At 66.7% G+C, this 16,188-nt stretch carries 17 protein-coding genes; 6 read left to right on the top strand and 11 right to left on the bottom strand.

Annotated elements, in window-relative coordinates; translation table 11 throughout:
• Positions 1 to 15: 15 nt before the first annotated feature.
• From V3B25_RS01255 to asnS, 11 genes are all read right to left on the bottom strand, one after another.
• Positions 16 to 996 carry an aldo/keto reductase gene (locus tag V3B25_RS01255; protein WP_329809871.1) on the bottom strand — a complete coding sequence of 327 codons (981 nt, stop codon included), beginning with the start codon at positions 994 to 996 and terminating at the stop codon, positions 16 to 18.
• On the bottom strand, positions 996 to 1,682 hold the full coding sequence (locus tag V3B25_RS01250) for a DUF2461 domain-containing protein (RefSeq protein WP_329809870.1): 687 nt from the start codon (positions 1,680 to 1,682) through the stop codon (positions 996 to 998). The genes V3B25_RS01255 and V3B25_RS01250 overlap by 1 nt, the downstream gene beginning before the upstream one ends.
• Positions 1,679 to 3,118 carry an exodeoxyribonuclease I gene (sbcB, locus tag V3B25_RS01245; protein ID WP_329809869.1) on the bottom strand — a complete coding sequence of 480 codons (1,440 nt, stop codon included), beginning with the start codon at positions 3,116 to 3,118 and terminating at the stop codon, positions 1,679 to 1,681. The genes V3B25_RS01250 and sbcB overlap by 4 nt, the downstream gene beginning before the upstream one ends.
• The gene (locus V3B25_RS01240; RefSeq protein WP_049422075.1) at positions 3,118 to 4,485 is read right to left on the bottom strand and encodes an NAD(P)/FAD-dependent oxidoreductase; all 1,368 of its coding nucleotides are present in this window, start codon (positions 4,483 to 4,485) and stop codon (positions 3,118 to 3,120) included. Before V3B25_RS01240 ends, sbcB begins: the two co-directional genes overlap by 1 nt.
• 31 nt (positions 4,486 to 4,516) lie before the next feature.
• On the bottom strand, positions 4,517 to 5,791 hold the full coding sequence (gene kynU, locus V3B25_RS01235) for a kynureninase (RefSeq protein WP_032127677.1): 1,275 nt from the start codon (positions 5,789 to 5,791) through the stop codon (positions 4,517 to 4,519).
• Between the two features lie 162 nt (positions 5,792 to 5,953).
• On the bottom strand, positions 5,954 to 6,475 hold the full coding sequence (locus V3B25_RS01230) for a 3-hydroxyanthranilate 3,4-dioxygenase (protein ID WP_049422134.1): 522 nt from the start codon (positions 6,473 to 6,475) through the stop codon (positions 5,954 to 5,956).
• Between the two features lie 19 nt (positions 6,476 to 6,494).
• The gene (can, locus tag V3B25_RS01225) at positions 6,495 to 7,157 is read right to left on the bottom strand and encodes a carbonate dehydratase (RefSeq protein ID WP_014037740.1); all 663 of its coding nucleotides are present in this window, start codon (positions 7,155 to 7,157) and stop codon (positions 6,495 to 6,497) included.
• A gap of 72 nt (positions 7,158 to 7,229) precedes the next feature.
• The gene (locus V3B25_RS01220; protein ID WP_329809867.1) at positions 7,230 to 7,868 is read right to left on the bottom strand and encodes an FMN-binding negative transcriptional regulator; all 639 of its coding nucleotides are present in this window, start codon (positions 7,866 to 7,868) and stop codon (positions 7,230 to 7,232) included.
• 6 nt (positions 7,869 to 7,874) lie between these two features.
• A complete protein-coding gene (locus V3B25_RS01215; RefSeq protein ID WP_014037738.1) occupies positions 7,875 to 8,189 on the bottom strand; it encodes a hypothetical protein in 315 nt (104 codons plus the stop codon).
• Positions 8,190 to 8,196: 7 nt separating this feature from the next.
• The gene (locus tag V3B25_RS01210) at positions 8,197 to 8,496 is read right to left on the bottom strand and encodes a hypothetical protein (protein WP_005417403.1); all 300 of its coding nucleotides are present in this window, start codon (positions 8,494 to 8,496) and stop codon (positions 8,197 to 8,199) included.
• A 30-nt stretch (positions 8,497 to 8,526) separates the two neighbouring features.
• Positions 8,527 to 9,921 (bottom strand): asparagine--tRNA ligase, encoded by a 1,395-nt coding sequence (gene asnS / locus V3B25_RS01205; RefSeq protein WP_197611390.1) that lies wholly within the window; start codon positions 9,919 to 9,921, stop codon positions 8,527 to 8,529.
• Positions 9,922 to 10,049: 128 nt separating this feature from the next.
• Here asnS and V3B25_RS01200 point away from each other — a divergent pair, with 128 nt between their 5' ends.
• The 6 genes from V3B25_RS01200 to smc all read left to right on the top strand — a co-directional run bounded on the left by V3B25_RS01200 (position 10,050) and on the right by smc (position 16,167).
• The gene (locus tag V3B25_RS01200) at positions 10,050 to 10,388 is read left to right on the top strand and encodes an iron-sulfur cluster assembly accessory protein (RefSeq protein ID WP_049422077.1); all 339 of its coding nucleotides are present in this window, start codon (positions 10,050 to 10,052) and stop codon (positions 10,386 to 10,388) included.
• 78 nt (positions 10,389 to 10,466) lie between these two features.
• Positions 10,467 to 11,009, top strand: coding sequence for a CbrC family protein (locus V3B25_RS01195; RefSeq protein ID WP_049422078.1), 543 nt, complete (start codon positions 10,467 to 10,469; stop codon positions 11,007 to 11,009).
• Between the two features lie 161 nt (positions 11,010 to 11,170).
• Positions 11,171 to 11,608 carry a 30S ribosomal protein S6 gene (gene rpsF / locus V3B25_RS01190; protein ID WP_005410228.1) on the top strand — a complete coding sequence of 146 codons (438 nt, stop codon included), beginning with the start codon at positions 11,171 to 11,173 and terminating at the stop codon, positions 11,606 to 11,608.
• Between the two features lie 11 nt (positions 11,609 to 11,619).
• The gene (gene rpsR, locus V3B25_RS01185) at positions 11,620 to 11,850 is read left to right on the top strand and encodes a 30S ribosomal protein S18 (protein WP_002804494.1); all 231 of its coding nucleotides are present in this window, start codon (positions 11,620 to 11,622) and stop codon (positions 11,848 to 11,850) included.
• A 104-nt stretch (positions 11,851 to 11,954) separates the two neighbouring features.
• On the top strand, positions 11,955 to 12,404 hold the full coding sequence (gene rplI, locus V3B25_RS01180; RefSeq protein WP_005410227.1) for a 50S ribosomal protein L9: 450 nt from the start codon (positions 11,955 to 11,957) through the stop codon (positions 12,402 to 12,404).
• Between the two features lie 259 nt (positions 12,405 to 12,663).
• The gene (gene smc / locus V3B25_RS01175) at positions 12,664 to 16,167 is read left to right on the top strand and encodes a chromosome segregation protein SMC (protein ID WP_329809866.1); all 3,504 of its coding nucleotides are present in this window, start codon (positions 12,664 to 12,666) and stop codon (positions 16,165 to 16,167) included.
• The last annotated feature ends 21 nt before the right edge of the window (positions 16,168 to 16,188 follow it).

The raw sequence follows: 16,188 nt of genomic DNA, 5'->3' as shown, positions 1-16,188 counted from the left end.
GCATGGGGTGAAGACTCAATGACTGGGAGATCCGCGGCCATCACCGAAGGCGTCCACCAGCTGCTGGCGTTCGGCTGCGGTCAGTGCCTCAAGCCGCGTTGCCAGTACTTCTTCCAGGCTGGCGGTGCGGGTGGTACCCAGGATGCCACTGGCCACGCCGGGATGGCCCAGGGCGTAGGCAAACGCGGTCTGGGCGGGGCGCTGGCTGCGGATGGCGGCCAGCGTCTTCCGCATGTTGCGTGCGCTGTGCATCAGTGTGCGGCTGCTCGGTTTTAGCCAAGCCCTGGCCAGGTACCAGGCATCCGCCGGTCGTGGCAGGCGCGGGCGTGGTGGCAGCAGATGGCCCTGCGCCAGCACGGTGCCGGCCAGTACGCCGATGCCCACTGCGTGCAACTGGTCGATGAGGGGTTCACGGTCCTGCTGCAGGGCGTTGTAGTCCAGAAGCACCACGTCGAACAGCGTCGGATGGTCGATCATCCAGCGCAGGGTCGATGCCGTGTGCGTATTGATGCCGGTGTGCAGGATCAGCCCGCGTTCGCGCAGGCGTTGCAGCGCGGCCAGCAGGTCATCGTTGATGTCGTGCTGGCTGGCACCGTGCAGCTGGTAGATATCCAGGTAATCCAGGCCGAGGTTGCGCAGCGAGGCCTCGCAGCTGGCAGTGATGGCTGCCGGCGAGAAATTGCGTTGCTCGGCGCCGCTGACGCCGGCCTGGCCGGTCAGTGTGCCGCCCTTGCTGGAAATCACCAGCGACTCGCGCGGGTATCGCTTCAGCAACGGGCGCAGGATGCGGCCCAGCCGCGGCTCGGCGTGGAAACCGGAATAGTTGTGGCCGGTGTCCAACAGGTTCACGCCCTGTGCCAGTGCATGCTTGACCACGTGCGCGGCCGACTGTTCCGGGAAGCGGCGATGCCCCCAGAAGCCGGAGCAGCCCAGGCCCACCGGCGAAACCGCCAGGCCGGTGCGGCCCAGCGTGCGGCGTTGCTGTGCCAACGGCATCAGAATTCCAGGTCCAGCGCCGCGCACAGGTAGTCGACGAACGGGCCGAGCGCGGCCAGGTCCTTGCCCAGTGTGGACAGCAGGCGCGGGCCGGTCATGGTGGCGTCGTCCAGCGAGCGCCACATCACCCAGTTGCGGTGCTTGAGGTCGTCGATGAATTCGAAGTCGGCCGGGAAGCCGCGCGGCGGACGCACCAGCTTCTCGCTCTCTTCGAAGTTGAAGCGCTTGCGCAGGGCCGTTGCATGCGCTGCGGCCTTCCAGCTGCCCGGGTTGTCGAGGATGAAGTGGCGCACGCGGCGCTGGGTCTCCGGTTCCGGATGCCACAGGCCGGCACCGACGAAGCTCTCGCCCGGCTGCAGGTGCACGTAGAACGAGGGCGCGGCCACCTCGCGGCGGCGCTCATGGAACAGGCGTGCACCCTGCCAGGTCTTGTACGGGGATTTGTCGTTGGAGAAGCGCGCGTCGCGATGGATGCGGAACAGCGAGCCGCCGACGCCGCGGGTATCGGCGCGGAAGTGGTCGCTGACCTCGGCCAGCGCCGGCTGCAGGTCGCCCAGCAGGCGCAGGAACGGCTGCCGCACGTGGTCTTCGTACTGCTGGCGGTGGTCGTTGAACCACGCCTTGTCGTTATGCCGCGCCAGGCTGCGCAGGAACTTGAAGCTGGCGTCCGAGAAATAGGTACTCACAAGGTCTCCTGCAGGTGCTGGCCCCAGTCGCGCAGCGATTGCAGCAGGGCCTGGCGCCGTGCATCGTCGGGCGCTTCAGCGGCCAGTGCATCGAGCTGCTGCTGGTACTGGGGCAGGTTGAGTTCGCCCAGCCCGCCGTCTCCGAGCAGGCGCTGGCGGCGGTAATCCTGCCAGCGCTGGCGTTCAGCCGGCGCGAGGCTGTCGGGATGATTGCGCGCGCGGTAGCGGAACAGCAGCTCCGGCAGGCGCGGGTCGCGGAAGCGGCCTTTCAGGGCGGCCAGCTGCTCCGGCGCGGTGGTGCGTGCCAGCGCAAGCAGCGGCTTGTCGCCATTGCCGAGGAAGCCGTCGTAGAGCGAGGCATCGACATCGGCCACGGTGGCGGCGCGGGGCTGGTTGTAGACCTGCCGGGCCTTCTCGGCCAGCTGCGGGGCGAACGCGCGCAGGCGTTCCACCTTGGCCTCGATCGCGGCCACGTCCAGGCCGAGGCGCGCGTGGTCATCGGCGCGCAGGTGGTTCCAGGCGATCAGCGCGGGCACCTTGTTCAGGTGCACTTCCTTCAGCGGCACCCGCGCCACGCCTTCGGGCAGCTCGCTGGCGCGCATGTACAGGCGCTGTGCGATCACCTCGGCCGGCAGTTCCAGCAGATCGTCGATCTCGCCTTCCAGGTCGAACACGATCACCCGGTTGTTGATGGTCGGGTGCGCAGCCAGCGGCAGCACCGGGGCCGCGCACAGGCGACTGGCCGGGTAGCGCATGGAAATGTGCAGTACCGGCTTCATCGCGGCCACGTCCAGCAGGCTGCCGACGAAGCGTTTGTCACGCAGCTTCAGCGCGTACTCCCACAGCCGTGGCTGCGACTGCTTGAACAGGCGTGCCATGCCGATGGTGGCGCGTACGTCGGACAGCGCTTCGTGCGCATCGCCTTCGCGCACGTTGTTGGCCTCGGCCAGGTGCTCGAGCTTGAACGAGGTGGCGCCATCCTCGCGCAGCGGCCACTGGATGCCGTCCGGGCGCATCGCGCGCATCAGCCGCAGCATGTCCAGCAGGTCCCAGCGCGAATTGCCGTTGCGCCACTCGCGTTCGTACGGGTCGTGGAAGTTGCGGAACAGGCCGTAGCGGACGAACTCATCGTCGAAGCGCAGCGTGTTGTAGCCCAGCGCACAGGTGCCGGGGCGCGACAGCTGCTCGTTGATGCGATCGAAGGCCTCGGCCTCGCTGATGCCCTCGGCCAGTGCCTGCTGCGGGGTGATGCCGGTGACCAGCGTGGCCATCGGCGAGGGCAGCAGGTCATCGGCCGGGCGCACGAAGAAGCTGACCGGCGTGTCGATTTCGTTGAGATCGGCGTCGGTACGGATCGCGGCGTACTGCGAGATGCGCGTGCGCCGCGGGTCCTGGCCGAAGGTTTCCAGGTCGTAGAACAGGAAGCTGTCAGCCATCAGTGCGCCCCCTCCAGGACCGGTAGCTGGGCGTGGATCTGTGCTTCCAGTGCGGTCCAGTCGATGTTGTCCAGTGAATCGTGACCGGCGGTGGCGGCCACCAGCATGTCGCGCTGCAGTTCGGTGCGGCGCAGCGCCTCGGCATAGGGCGTGTGCAGGAAGGTGACCATCGTGTAGTGCGGTACGAAACGGGTCGGCCAGCGCCGCTGCAGTTCCTGCTCCAGTTCGCGCTGCAGCAGGAACGCGGGATCGGCCACGCGGTCGCGCATCTCCAGGTAGTTCTCCAGCGCCATCTGCTGGATTGCGCGCGCATTTGGCTTGCGCTCGGCTTCGAACGCGGCGAACGCGCCTTCCAGATCATCGGCCTCCATCAGGTGACGGGCCAGCGCAACGCAGTCCTCGAACGCGCAGTTCATACCCTGGCCATGGAACGGCACCATCGCATGCGCGGCATCGCCGATCAGCACGGCGCGGCCCTGCTGGTGCCAGCGTTCCAGAGTGAGCGTGCCAAGCAGGCCCGGCGGATGCTGCTCCCAGTCCGCGCGCAGGTTCGGGATCAACGGCAGGGTGTCGGCGAACTCGCGCGCGAACAGCGCCTCGGCCTGTGTGCCGGTGTTGACGGTGGCGAAGCTGGGATCGCCCTGGTTGGGGAGGAACAGCGTGACGGTGAAGGTGCCTTCATGGTTGGGCAGGGCGATGCACATGTAGTGGCCACGCGGCCAGATGTGCAGTGCATTGCGCTCGATGCGGAAGCTGCCATCGGCAGCCGGCGGGATCTCCAGCTCCTTGTAGGAGTGGTCGAGGAAGGCGATGTCCTCACCCAGCGGCGCGCGCCGGTTCATCGCCGCACGCAGTGCCGAACCGGCACCGTCGGCACCGATCAGGGTGTCGAAACGGATGTCGTGCGGGCTGTCGTCACGGTCATCGATGAAGCGTGCGTAACCCGCATCGAAATCGACGGTGTGCAGGCGGCGATGGAAGTGCACGGTGGCGCCGGCCTGTTCGGCCAGCTCCAGCAGCGTGGTGTTCAGGTCGCTGCGGTGGATCGACCAGATCACTTCGCTGTCGTCGCGGCCATAGCGCTGCAGCTGCGGTTCGCCCTCGCGCGGGTGCACCATGCGCCCGCGCATCATCACCGCGCGCGCCATCACCTCGTCTTCCACGCCCGCCTGACGCAGTGCGTTGCGCCCACGCTCGGCCAACGCCAGGTTGATCGAGCGGCCGCTCTCGTAGTCGGCCACGCGTGGATCGCCGCGGCGTTCGTACAAGGTGATGCGCCAGCCCTGGCGTGACAGCAGGATGGCCAGCAGGGACCCGGCAAGGCCGGCACCGATAATGCTCAACGAGCGGGAAGCGTGTGCGATCAACGAACTGTCCAGCAGTAGGGGAGGGGCCGGCTTAGAGGCCGGCCCAGGCTTCCACTTCCTCGACGAAGTGGTGCACGTCCAGGTAGCGGTTGTAGAGCGGCGTGGGCGAGATGCGGATCACGTCGGGTTCGCGCCAGTCGCCGAGCACGCCGATGCCGCGCAGATGCTCGAACAGCGCACGGCCGCGCTCGCGGCCACCGATCACGCGCAGCGACAACTGGCAGCCACGGCGCTGCGGCTCGGCCGGGGTGATGATGTCCAGCACGCCGGACAGGCGCGCACGGACCAGTGCTTCGAGCATGCCGGTCAGTGCCAGCGACTTGCTGCGCAGCGCCTCCATGCCGGCGCGCTCGAACAGGTCCAGCGAGGCGCGCAGCGGCGCCAGGCCGAGGATTGGCGGATTGCTCAGCTGCCAGCCTTCGGCACCGATGGCCGGCGTGAACTGCGGTGCCATCTGGAAGCGGGTGGATTCCTCATGGCCCCACCAGCCGGCAAAGCGCGGCAGGCTGGTGTCGCGGTGATGGCGCTCGTGGACGAAGGCGCCGGCAACCGCGCCCGGGCCGCTGTTGAGGTACTTGTAGTGGCACCACACGGCGAAATCAGGGGCCACGTCATGCAGGCGCAGCGGCAGGTTGCCGACCGAGTGTGCCAGGTCGAAGCCGATACGCGCGCCCTGCAGGCGTGCGGCGCGGGTGATCGCATCGAGGTCGAAGGCCTGGCCGGTGCGGTACTGCACGCCGGGCCACAGCACCAGCGCCAGGCGTGAACCGTGCTCGGCGATGGCATGCTCGATCGCGGTCAGTGAAATCGTGCCGTTGGCCTCGTCCGGCTGCACTTCCACCAGGCACTCGGCCGGGTCGAAACCATGGAAGCGGATCTGTGCTTCCACCGCGTGGCGATCGGTCGGGAATGCGCCGGCTTCCATCAGGATCACCGGGCGCTCGGCCGTGGGCCGGTAGAAGCTGACCATCATCAGGTGCAGGTTCACGCTCAGCGTGTTCATTGCAACTACCTCGCTGGGCAGCGCACCGACCACGCGGGCCAGCTGCGCGCTCACCAGGCGGTGGTAGGACAGCCACTGCGTCGGGCCGGTGAAGTGGCCTTCCACCGCCAGCTCGCCCCACTGCTTCATCACTTCCTGCACGGCCGCCTGCGCGCCACGCGGCTGCAGGCCCAGCGAGTTGCCGACGAAGTAGGTCTGCTCGCCGCCGCCATGGCGCGGAATCAGGAATTCATTGCGCAGCGGGCGCAGCGGATCGGCGGCGTCCAGGGCAATGGCGTGGGTGCGGCTGAGCAGGTCGGACATGGTCGGGCAACAGGCTGCAACGGGACCGCCAGTGTAGCGCCTGGGCCAGGGCCCGGTAGCAGCCGACCCTGCACCAGCGCCGCATGACCCGGTTGTCGCCAACCTTGGTTGGCGCACGTACAAGCAAGCGCCCACCAAGGTGGGCAACTACCGTTCGATGGCTCAGCCTGCCGCTGGCGCCGGCAGCGGGTCCACGTGCCCGCACTCGCTGCAGGTACGCAGTTCCAGGCTGGCGTGATAGCGCGCAAACACCTTGGGCAGGTCGGTTTCGATGTTCTGCAGCGGGAAATACTCTTCGTGCAGCTTGTGGTTGCAGCGCTCGCAGTGCCAGATCACGCCGTCCATCTCGTGCGGCAGGCGCTTGCGCTCGACCACCAGACCGATACCACCGGGCGGGCGCCGCGGCGAGTGCGGAACCTTTGCCGGCAGCAGGAAGATCTCGCCGGCGCGGATCGGAATGTCGCGCACCGCGCCGTCTTCCTGCACCTTCAGCACCATCTCGCCTTCGAGCTGGTAGAACCACTCCGGGCCTTCGTCGTAGTGGAAGTCGGTACGCGAGTTCGGCCCGCCCACCACCATCACGATGAAATCGCCGTTGTCGATCATCTTGTTGCCCACCGGCGGCTTCAGCAGGTGGCGGTTCTCTTCGATCCAGGCGTGCAGGTTGATCGGCGAAGCGAGCATGGTGGTCATCCGTGGGGGATCAGTCGCGCTTGCCCTTGCGCGGGACGTAGGACAGGGCCTTTTCATAGGCCGGCTGCAGCTCTTCCTGCGAACCGACGTCGATGCCCATCTCGCGCACGCGTCCGTCCTTCAGGCTGTAGACCCAGCCGTGCACCATCAGCTTCTGGCCGCGGGCCCAGGCGTCCTGCACGATGGTCGAGCGGCACAGGTTGGCCACCTGCTCGATCACGTTCAGTTCGCACAGGCGCGCGTGCTTGAGCTCGTCGGTCTCGATCGCATCGAGGATGCCGGTGTGCTTCTGCATCACGTCACCGACGTGGCGCAACCAGTTGTCGGCCAGGCCAACGCGGGTGTTGTGCAGGCAGGCATGCACGCCGCCGCAGCCATAGTGGCCAACGATCAGGATGTGCTTGACCTTCAGCTGGTCCACCGCGTACTGCACCACGCTCAGGCAGTTCAGGTCGGTGTGGGCGACCACGTTGGCAACGTTGCGGTGCACGAACACTTCGCCCGGGGCCATGCCGATGATCTGGTTGGCCGGCACGCGCGAATCGGAACAGCCGATCCACAGGTACTCGGGGTGCTGCTGCTTGGCGAGCTGGTGGAAGAACTCGGGGTCTTCCTTCTCGATCCGGTCGGCCCAGTCGCGGTTGTTCTGCAGCAGCTTGTGGATGTCTTTCATGTTCGGGTCCCTGGCGTCGGGTGGGGGCTCGCCGCAGCCGTCCGGCTGCGTCGTCGCGGGAATCTGGGGCGTTCAGTCGCTGCGGGCGGCCTGTTCGCGGTGCCAGCGCATCCACTGCGCCAACTCGGTGGAAGCGGGGGTGCCCAGTTGTTCCAGTTCGGCGATCACCGCGCGCTGGTTCGCATCGGGATGGTTCTGGCTCAGCTTGAGCTTCAGCTGCACCTGTTCGACCTGGAAACGGAAGCCGACGATGGCGCGCAGCTCCGGGCCATGCTCGGCACGCGTGGGATCGAAATGCCAGGCCTGTCCGACACTGGCTTCGAAGCGGTCGCTGATCGCGCCGACCAGTTCGGCCAGCGCCTCGGTATCGTCGAAGGTCTGCAGCTGGCCACGCAGCTCGGCGGCGGCGTAGTTCCAGGTGGGTACCCGCGCAGCGGGCTCCTTGTCCGGATACCAGCTGGCCGAGACGTAGCCATGCGGACCATCGATCAGTACCTTGGCCGCGCCGCGGTGGCGCGACTGCGGGTTGGCGCGCGCCCAGTGGCCGCGCAGTTCGATCTGGTCGCCGTCACGCCGGTACAGCACCGGCATCCGGGTCAGCTCCGGCAGGCCATCGCTGCCGGGCGTAAGCACGGTAACGAACGGGTCGCGCGCCAGCAGGCGGTCCAGCCAGAGCAGGTCGGTCTCGGCGAAGGCGCGCGGGGTGAACATGCAGGGTCAGGCGCGCCCGCCCAGCGACTGGATCATGCGGCCGCGCAGGCCCTCATCGCTGTCGGCCTGCGGCGGCTGCACTTCGTGCAGGCTGAAGCCGCGCACCAGCGCGTCTTCCTCGTCCAGGCCGTCGTACTCGACGAATTCGGCGTCGAACAGCTGCGAACGGGCGGTGTCTTCGCTGTCATAGCTCAGCGTGTTGCCATCGCTGTCGAGCACCTCGGCGGTGCCGGCCGGGCGAACGCGCAGGCGCGCCCAGATCAGGGTGTTGCCGAGGCTGGCCAGCCACCAGCTGTCGCGCGAGGCGGAAATGTCATTCATGGAGGTATTACCAGAGCGAGGCCAGCCAGAGCAGGGCGGCCATGCCCAGTCCGGCCAGCAGGGTCAGCAGCGATACCCAGGCCGGCGTCGCCAGCCCGGACAGCGAGCGGTCCGGCTGCTGGCGATAGTCACGGCGCAGCAGCCAGGCCAGGGCATCGGGCTTGAGGAAGGCACCGCTGCCGAAGCGCTCGGCGAGCGCCGGATGGCGATCGCGTACGTGCACCAGGGTCAGCGGCCAGAAGATCACGAAGGCACTGAACCCGGCCACTGCGACGCCGACGAAACAGAGGGCGAAGAACAGGGTCATGGGAGCGGTACCTCCGTGGTCGTGTGGGGCTTAGAAGTCCGCGCTGCCCGGGGCGCGCGGGTAGGGGATCGCATCGCGGATGTTGGACAGCCCGCAGACGTACACCACCAGGCGTTCGAAGCCCAGGCCGAAGCCGGCGTGCGGCACCGAACCATAGCGGCGGAAGTCGCGATACCAGCTGTAGTGCTCACGATCCAGGCCGAACTGGGCCATGCGCGCGTCCAGCACGTCCAAGCGCTCTTCGCGCTGGCTGCCGCCGATGATCTCGCCGATGCCCGGGGCCAGCACGTCCATTGCGGCAACGGTCTTGCCGTCGTCGTTCAGGCGCATGTAGAAGGCCTTGATGTGCTCCGGATAGTTGGTCACCACCACCGGGCGGCCGACGTGTTCTTCGGTCAGCCAGCGCTCGTGCTCGGTCTGCAGGTCCAGGCCCCATTCAACCGGGAAGTCGAACTTCCTGCCGGACTTCTGCAGCAGGCTGACCGCATCGGTGTAGTCGATGCGCTCGAACGGCGCATTGATGAAGTCTTCCAGCTTGGTGATCGCGTTCTTGTCCACGCGCTCGGCGATGAAGGCCAGGTCGTCGCCACGCTCGTTCAGCACCGCGCGGAACAGGTACTTCAGGAACTCTTCGGCCAGGCGCGCGTCTTCGGCCAGGTCGGCGAAGGCGATTTCCGGTTCGATCATCCAGAACTCCGCCAGATGGCGGGTGGTGTGGCTGTTTTCGGCGCGGAAGGTCGGGCCGAAGGTGTAGACCTTGCTCAGCGCCAGGCAGTATGCCTCGACGTTCAGCTGGCCGGACACGGTCAGGAAGGTTTCCTTGCCGAAGAAGTCGCGGCTGAAATCGATCGCGCCCTTCTCGTCACGCGGCAGGTTCACCATGTCCAGGGTGGACACGCGGAACATCTGGCCGGCGCCCTCGGCATCGGAGGTGGTGATGATCGGCGTGCTGATCCAGTTGAAGCCGTTCTCGTGGAAGAAACGGTGCACGGCCTGGGCCAGGCAGTTGCGGATGCGGGTGACCGCGCCGAACAGGTTGGTGCGCGGGCGCAGGTGCGCCACTTCGCGCAGGAACTCCGGCGACATCGGCTTGGGCTGGATCGGGTAGGTGAGCGGGTCTTCGACCCAGCCGACCACTTCCAGCGTGCTGGCCTGGATCTCGAACGACTGGCCCTTGCCCTGCGACTTCACCAGGGTGCCGGTGGCGATGACCGAGCAGCCGCTGGTCAGGCGCTTGATCTCGTCGAAGTTGGCCAGGCTGTCGCCGGCCACGACCTGGATCGGCGCGAAGCAGGAGCCGTCGCTCACATTCACGAAGGCCAGATTCGCTGAACCGCGCACCGTGCGCACCCATCCGCGTACCGTGACTTCGCCGCCTTCCGGGATCTTCCCGGCAAGCGCATGTTCAACGCTGACCACCGTCATGACTTGAATCCTCTGCTGATCGACTCGATCTGTGAACACGGGAGTTTACCGGTTGCAGCGTTCTGCTTGCGAGGCATTTTTCGTGGCAACGGCTCCTTATAATGTCCCCGTACATATGGAGTAGCCCCATGGCCGTCAGCCTGACCCCCATTGCCTTCGAGCGCGTGCAGCGCTTTGTCGCCCAGACCCCCGGCGCGCTGGGCCTGCGTTTCGGCGTGACCAAGACCGGTTGCTCGGGCTGGGGTCACATCACCGACCTGGCCCGCGACGAGCGCGAGGGCGACACCGTGTTCGTCCAGGACGGCGTGAAGATCTACGTCGACGCCAAGAGCCTGGCGCTGGTGGACGGCACCGTGATCGACTTCGGCAAGCACGGCCTGAGCGAAACGTTCACGTTCAGCAACCCGAACGCCACCGCCGAGTGTGGCTGCGGCGAGAGCTTCACCACCGACGCCGACAAGGCCTGAGGGCTGGTTCTGGCGTCCGCCGGGCATGGCCGGGCGCTGGTAGATGCCGACCTTGGTCGGCAGGGAAGGGATCCACGGATGGAACGACCGCTTTTCATTTATCACCCCAACGCCTACGCCCTCTCCTTCGAAGAGGTCGACGGGGTCTGCGACTGCTGCGGTCAGCCGCGCACACTGCGCTACCGGGGGCCGTTCTACTCCGTTCTGGGCCCCGATTACCTGTGCCCCTGGTGTATCGCCAATGGCAGGGCAGCGGCCAGTTACGAGGGTGAATTCACCGGCTGGAGCGATATCGAAGGGGTATCCCCGGATCCGGCCGATCCGCCGCCGACCATCGCCCGTGAGCTGCTGCTGGAGATCTGCGAGCGCACCCCGGGCTACTCGTCCTGGCAGCAGTCGGTCTGGCTCAGCCATTGTGAGCGGCCCTGCGCCTTCCTCGGTTACGCCGGTAGCGAGGACCTCCAGCCCATCCTAGACGAGGTCCGGCCCGACGTGGTCGAGGTCAATCCGCGCGACGCCGACTGGGTGCTTGAACACCTGAGCCGGGACGGGGAGATGATTGGCTGCCTGTTCCAGTGCCTGGAATGCGGCCAGCACCGCCTTCATGTGGATCTGGGGTAGCCAGGTTCAGGTTGCCCTGTGGCCCGCCGGTTGCCCGGCCACCCCATCTGCGCCATAATGCGCGGCTTCCTGCCTTCCTGGCGGGAATCCTTGCCCCACCGCGGTATCAACGGCGGGGGGCTGTCCGGCCGCAAGGCCACATCCGAAAGGTAGAAAAAAACATGAGTCGTCATTACGAAATCGTGTTCATGGTCCACCCGGACCAGAGCGAGCAGGTCCCGGCCATGATCGAGCGCTACAAGTCGCTGGTCGAGAACGGCAACGGCACCATCCACCGTCTGGAAGACTGGGGCCGCCGCCAGCTGGCGTACCCGATCCAGAACCTGGTGAAGGCCCACTACGTGCTGATGAACATCGAAGCCGACCAGGCCGTTCTGAACGAACTGACCGAGAGCTTCCGCTTCAACGACGCCGTGCTGCGCAACCTGGTCATCAAGCGTGACGAGGCTGACACCGAGCAGTCGCTGATCATGAAGAGCAAGGACGAGAAGGGTGACAAGCCGGAGCGCGGTGAGCGCCGTCGTCGTGACGACGAAGAAGGCGAGTCCAACAACACCGCTGACAACGAAGCCGGCGACGACGCCGCTTCCGCCGCCTAAGGAGCCTTCCCATGTCCAAGTTCTTCCGTCGCCGCAAGTTCTGCAAGTTCACTGCTGAAGGTGTGAAGGAGATCGACTACAAGGATCTCAACACCCTGCGCCAGTACCTGACCGAGAACGGCAAGATCGTGCCGAGCCGCGTCACCGGTACCAAGTCGAAGTACCAGCGCCAGCTGGCGACCGCCGTCAAGCGCGCTCGCTTCCTGGCCCTGATCCCGTACACCGACAACCACGACGTCTGATGCCAGCGGGGCGGCCCGGCGCCGCCCCCGCTGTGCCAGCTATTCGGACAGCCTTTGTTGCGGGGCATCGCCTCGCTAACGAATAACTTATCTGGAGCAATACCATGCAGCTGATCCTCCTGCAGAAAGTCACCAACCTCGGCAACCTGGGCGACCTGGTCGACGTGAAGCCGGGCTACGGCCGTAACTTCCTCGTGCCGCAGGGCAAGGCCGTGCCGGCCACCGAGAGCAACAAGGCCGAGTTCGAAGCCAAGCGCGCCGAATACGAAGCCAAGGCCCAGGCCATCCACGCCGACGCTGAAGGCCGCAAGGCCAAGCTGGAAGGCGCGAGCGTGACCATCGCCGCCAACGCTTCGACCGAAGGCAAGCTGTACGGCTCGGTTGGCCCGCGCGACATCGCCGAGGCCTTCACCGCCGCCGGCCTGCCGCTGGAAAAGAGCGAAGTCATCCTGGGCGAAGGCGCCTTCCGCAACATCGGCGAATACGACGTGCTGGTCCACCTGCACGCCGACGTCGAGACCACCGTCAAGGTCGTCGTCGTCGCCGAAGCCTGATCCCACGCCGCAAGGCCTGGCATCACCGCAGAACGGGCGCCCGCAAGGGTGCCCGTTTTGTTTTATGGCTCCGTTTCGTGGCGTCGGGCCACGTCCGGCCAACGGGGTGGGGCTGGACAATGTTCCACGCCCATTCGTAGAACACGGCCACATCGGTATACTCAGGGCGTCACACCCGTTCCACGGGCATCGATCCCAGCAGGATCAATGACTTGGAGGGTAAACGCAGGCCGCTTGCCGGCCCCAGTCCGGAACCCCTATGCGTCTTTCCACGATCAAGCTGTCCGGCTTCAAGTCGTTCGTCGATCCGACCACCCTGCACCTGCCGACCAACATGACCGGCGTGGTGGGCCCCAATGGCTGCGGCAAGTCGAACATCATCGACGCCGTGCGCTGGGTCATGGGCGAGAGTTCGGCCAGCCGCCTGCGTGGCGACTCGCTGACCGACGTGATCTTCTCCGGATCCAATGCCCGCAAGCCGGTGTCGCAGGCCACGGTCGAGCTGATCTTCGACAACTCCGACCACACGATTTCCGGCGAGTACGCCTCGTTCAACGAGATCTCGGTCAAGCGCACGGTCAGCCGCGACGGCACCAGCAACTATTACCTCAACGGCACCAAGTGCCGTCGCCGCGACATCACCGACCTGTTCCTCGGCACCGGCCTGGGCCCGCGCAGTTACTCGATCATCGAGCAGGGCATGATCAGCCAGATCATCGAGGCGCGCCCGGAAGACCTGCGCGTGTACCTGGAAGAGGCGGCCGGCATCTCCAAGTACAAGGAGCGCCGCAAGGAGACCGAGACCCGCATCCGCCACACCCGCGAGAACCTGGACCGGCTGGGCGACCTGCGCGACGAGATCAGCAAGCAGCTCGAACACCTCAAGCGCCAGGCCAGGCAGGCCGAGCAGTACCAGGCCCTGCAGGAAGAGCGCAGGGTCAAGGATGCCGAGTGGAAGGCCCTGGAATTCCGCGGGTTGGACGGTCGCCTGTCCAAGCTGCGCGAAGGGCTGTCGCAGGAAGAGACCAAGCTGCAGCAGCTGATCGCCGATCAGCGTGATGCCGAGGCCCGCATCGAGACCTCGCGCGTTCGACGCGAAGAGGCCGCCGACGCGCTCAACACCGCGCAGGCTGCGGTCTATCAGGTCGGCAGCACGCTGGCGCGCCTGGAGCAGCAGATCCAGCACCAGCGCGAGCTGTCGCAGCGCCTGCACAAGGCGCGCGACGAGACCCGCCAGGCGTTGGCCGAACTGGGCCAGCACATCAGCGGCGACGAGGCCAAGCTGATGGTGCTGCGCGAGGCGGTGGAGGCCGCCACCCCGCAGCTGGAAGAACTGCAGGAAGAGAACGAGATCAAGCAGGAAAGCCTGCGCGAGGCCGAGGACCGGCTGGCCAGCTGGCAGCAGCGCTGGGAGCAGCACACCTCGCAGAGTTCGGAGGCGTCGCGCGCCGGCGATGTCGAGCGCACGCGCGTGGACTACCTGGACAAGCAGATCCTCGACGCTGATCGGCGTCGTGAAGCGCTGGCCGCCGAACGCGCCGGCCTGGACGTGGACGCGCTGGAAGAAGCCTTCGAGCAGCTGCACCTGCAGCACGACACGCAGAAGACTGCGCTGGATGAATTGAGCGAAGACGTCGAGCTGCGCAAGCAGGGCGTGGCGGCCGTGCAGGAACAGCAGCGCAACGGACAGAACGAGCTGGCCGAGCTGCACAAGCAGGTCAACGGCCTACGTGGCCGGCTGGCCTCGCTGGAGACCCTGCAGCAGGCCGCGCTTGGCCAGGAGCAGGGCGCCGCCGTGGCCTGGCTGAAGGCACGCGGGCTGGATTCGGCCGCGCGTGTCGGTGAGCGGCTGGATGTCGACGCCGGCTGGGAAAATGCGGTGGAAAGCGCGCTGGGCCAATTGATCGAAGGCGTGCTGGTTGATGATCCGGCCAGCCTGGTCGATGCCCTTGGCGAGTTGGGCGAGGGCCACATCGCGCTGGTTGCCAACGATGGCGCGGACCTGAAGGTCGCGCCGACCTCGCTGGCGGCCCGCGTGCGTGGCCCGGCAGCGATCCGTCGACTGCTGGCACACCTGCACGCAGCCAAGGACCTGTCCGAGGCGAAGGTGTTGCAGGGCAGTCTTCCGCAAGGCGATTCGATCATCACCCAGAGCGGCGAGCGCCTGGGCCAGGGCTGGCTGCGCGTATCGCGCTCCGGTGCGGCCCAGCAGGGCGCGCTGCTGCGCGAGCGCGAGATCAACGAGCTGCGCGAGCAGATCGAGCAGCTGCAGGACCGCGAGGCCGAGCTGGAAGAACAGCTGAGTGGTTTCCGTGAGCAGTTGCAGGCCGCTGAGCAGCAGCGCGAAGACGCGCAGCGTGGGCTGTACCAGGCCCATCGTGCGGTCTCTGAACTGGCTGGCCAATTGCAGGGACAGCAGGGCAAGGTGGAGGCGGCGCGCACGCGCATCGACCGCATCGAAGGTGAACTGAAGCAGCTGCAGGAAACGTTGGAAGCCAACAACGAGCAGGCGCGTGAAGCGCGTTCGCGGTTGGAGAACGCGGTCAGCAGCATGGGCGACCTGGAATCGACCCGGCAACGGCTGGAGGGCGAGCGCCGCCAGCTGACCGAGGCCCGCGACCTGGCCAGAGACGCCGCGCGAGCGGTGCGCGAGCGCTCGCACTCGTTGGCCCTGACCCTGGAATCGCAGCGGGCGCAGCTGGCTTCACTGAGCCAGGCGTTGGAACGCATGGGTACCCAGCGCGGACAGCTGGATTCGCGACTGGGCGAACTGCACTCGCAGCTGGATGAAGGTGATTCGCCGGTCGAATTGCTGCAGGCCGAGCACCAGAACGCACTGGAAGAGCGCGTGCGGGCCGATCGCGTGCTGACCGAGGCGCGCACGCTGCTGGACGGCATCGACGCCGAGCTGCGCAATTACGAGCAGACCCGCCACCAGCGCGACGAACAGGCGCTGGCCCAGCGCGAGCGTATTTCGCAGCGCAAGCTGGACCAGCAGGCGCTGGTGCTCAGCGCGGACACCCTGCAGGGCGCGGTGGAGAAGGCCGGATTCGTGCTGCAGGACGTGCTCAACGCACTGCCCGAGGACGCCCGCCTGGGCGACTGGGAGCAGGCCGTGCACCAGATCGATGGCCGCATGCGCCGGCTGGAGCCGGTCAACCTGGCCGCCATCCACGAATACGGCGAGGCTTCGCAGCGCTCGGACTACCTGGATTCGCAGCACACCGACCTGACCACGGCGCTGGAAACCCTGGAAGATGCGATCCGCAAGATCGACCGCGAGACCCGCGGTCGTTTCAAGGACACCTTCGATCGTGTCAACGCTGGCGTGCAGGCGCTGTACCCGCGCCTGTTTGGTGGTGGCCACGCCTACCTGGAACTGACCGGTGAAGACCTGCTCGACACCGGTGTGACCATCATGGCGCGTCCGCCGGGCAAGCGCGTGTCCAGCATCTCGCTGCTGTCCGGCGGCGAGAAGGCGATGACCGCGGTGGCGCTGGTGTTCGCCATCTTCCAGCTCAACCCCGCGCCGTTCTGCCTGCTGGATGAGGTGGACGCGCCGCTGGACGAAGCCAACGTCGGCCGCCTGGCCAACATGGTCAAGGAGATGAGCGAAAAGGTGCAGTTCCTGTTCGTCAGCCACAACAAAGCGACGATGGAGGCCGCGCACCAGCTGTCGGGCGTGACCATGCGCGAGCCGGGCGTCAGCCGCCTGGTCAGCGTGGACCTGGAAGAAGCCGCGCGATTGGCGGGCGCGGCCTGACGTGCCATCCTAGTTACCTGA

It is taken from the genome of Stenotrophomonas sp. SMYL8 (assembly GCF_036320065.1).
GTDB lineage: Bacteria > Pseudomonadota > Gammaproteobacteria > Xanthomonadales > Xanthomonadaceae > Stenotrophomonas > Stenotrophomonas maltophilia_A.
This window is presented reverse-complemented; position numbering and strand designations above follow the sequence as displayed.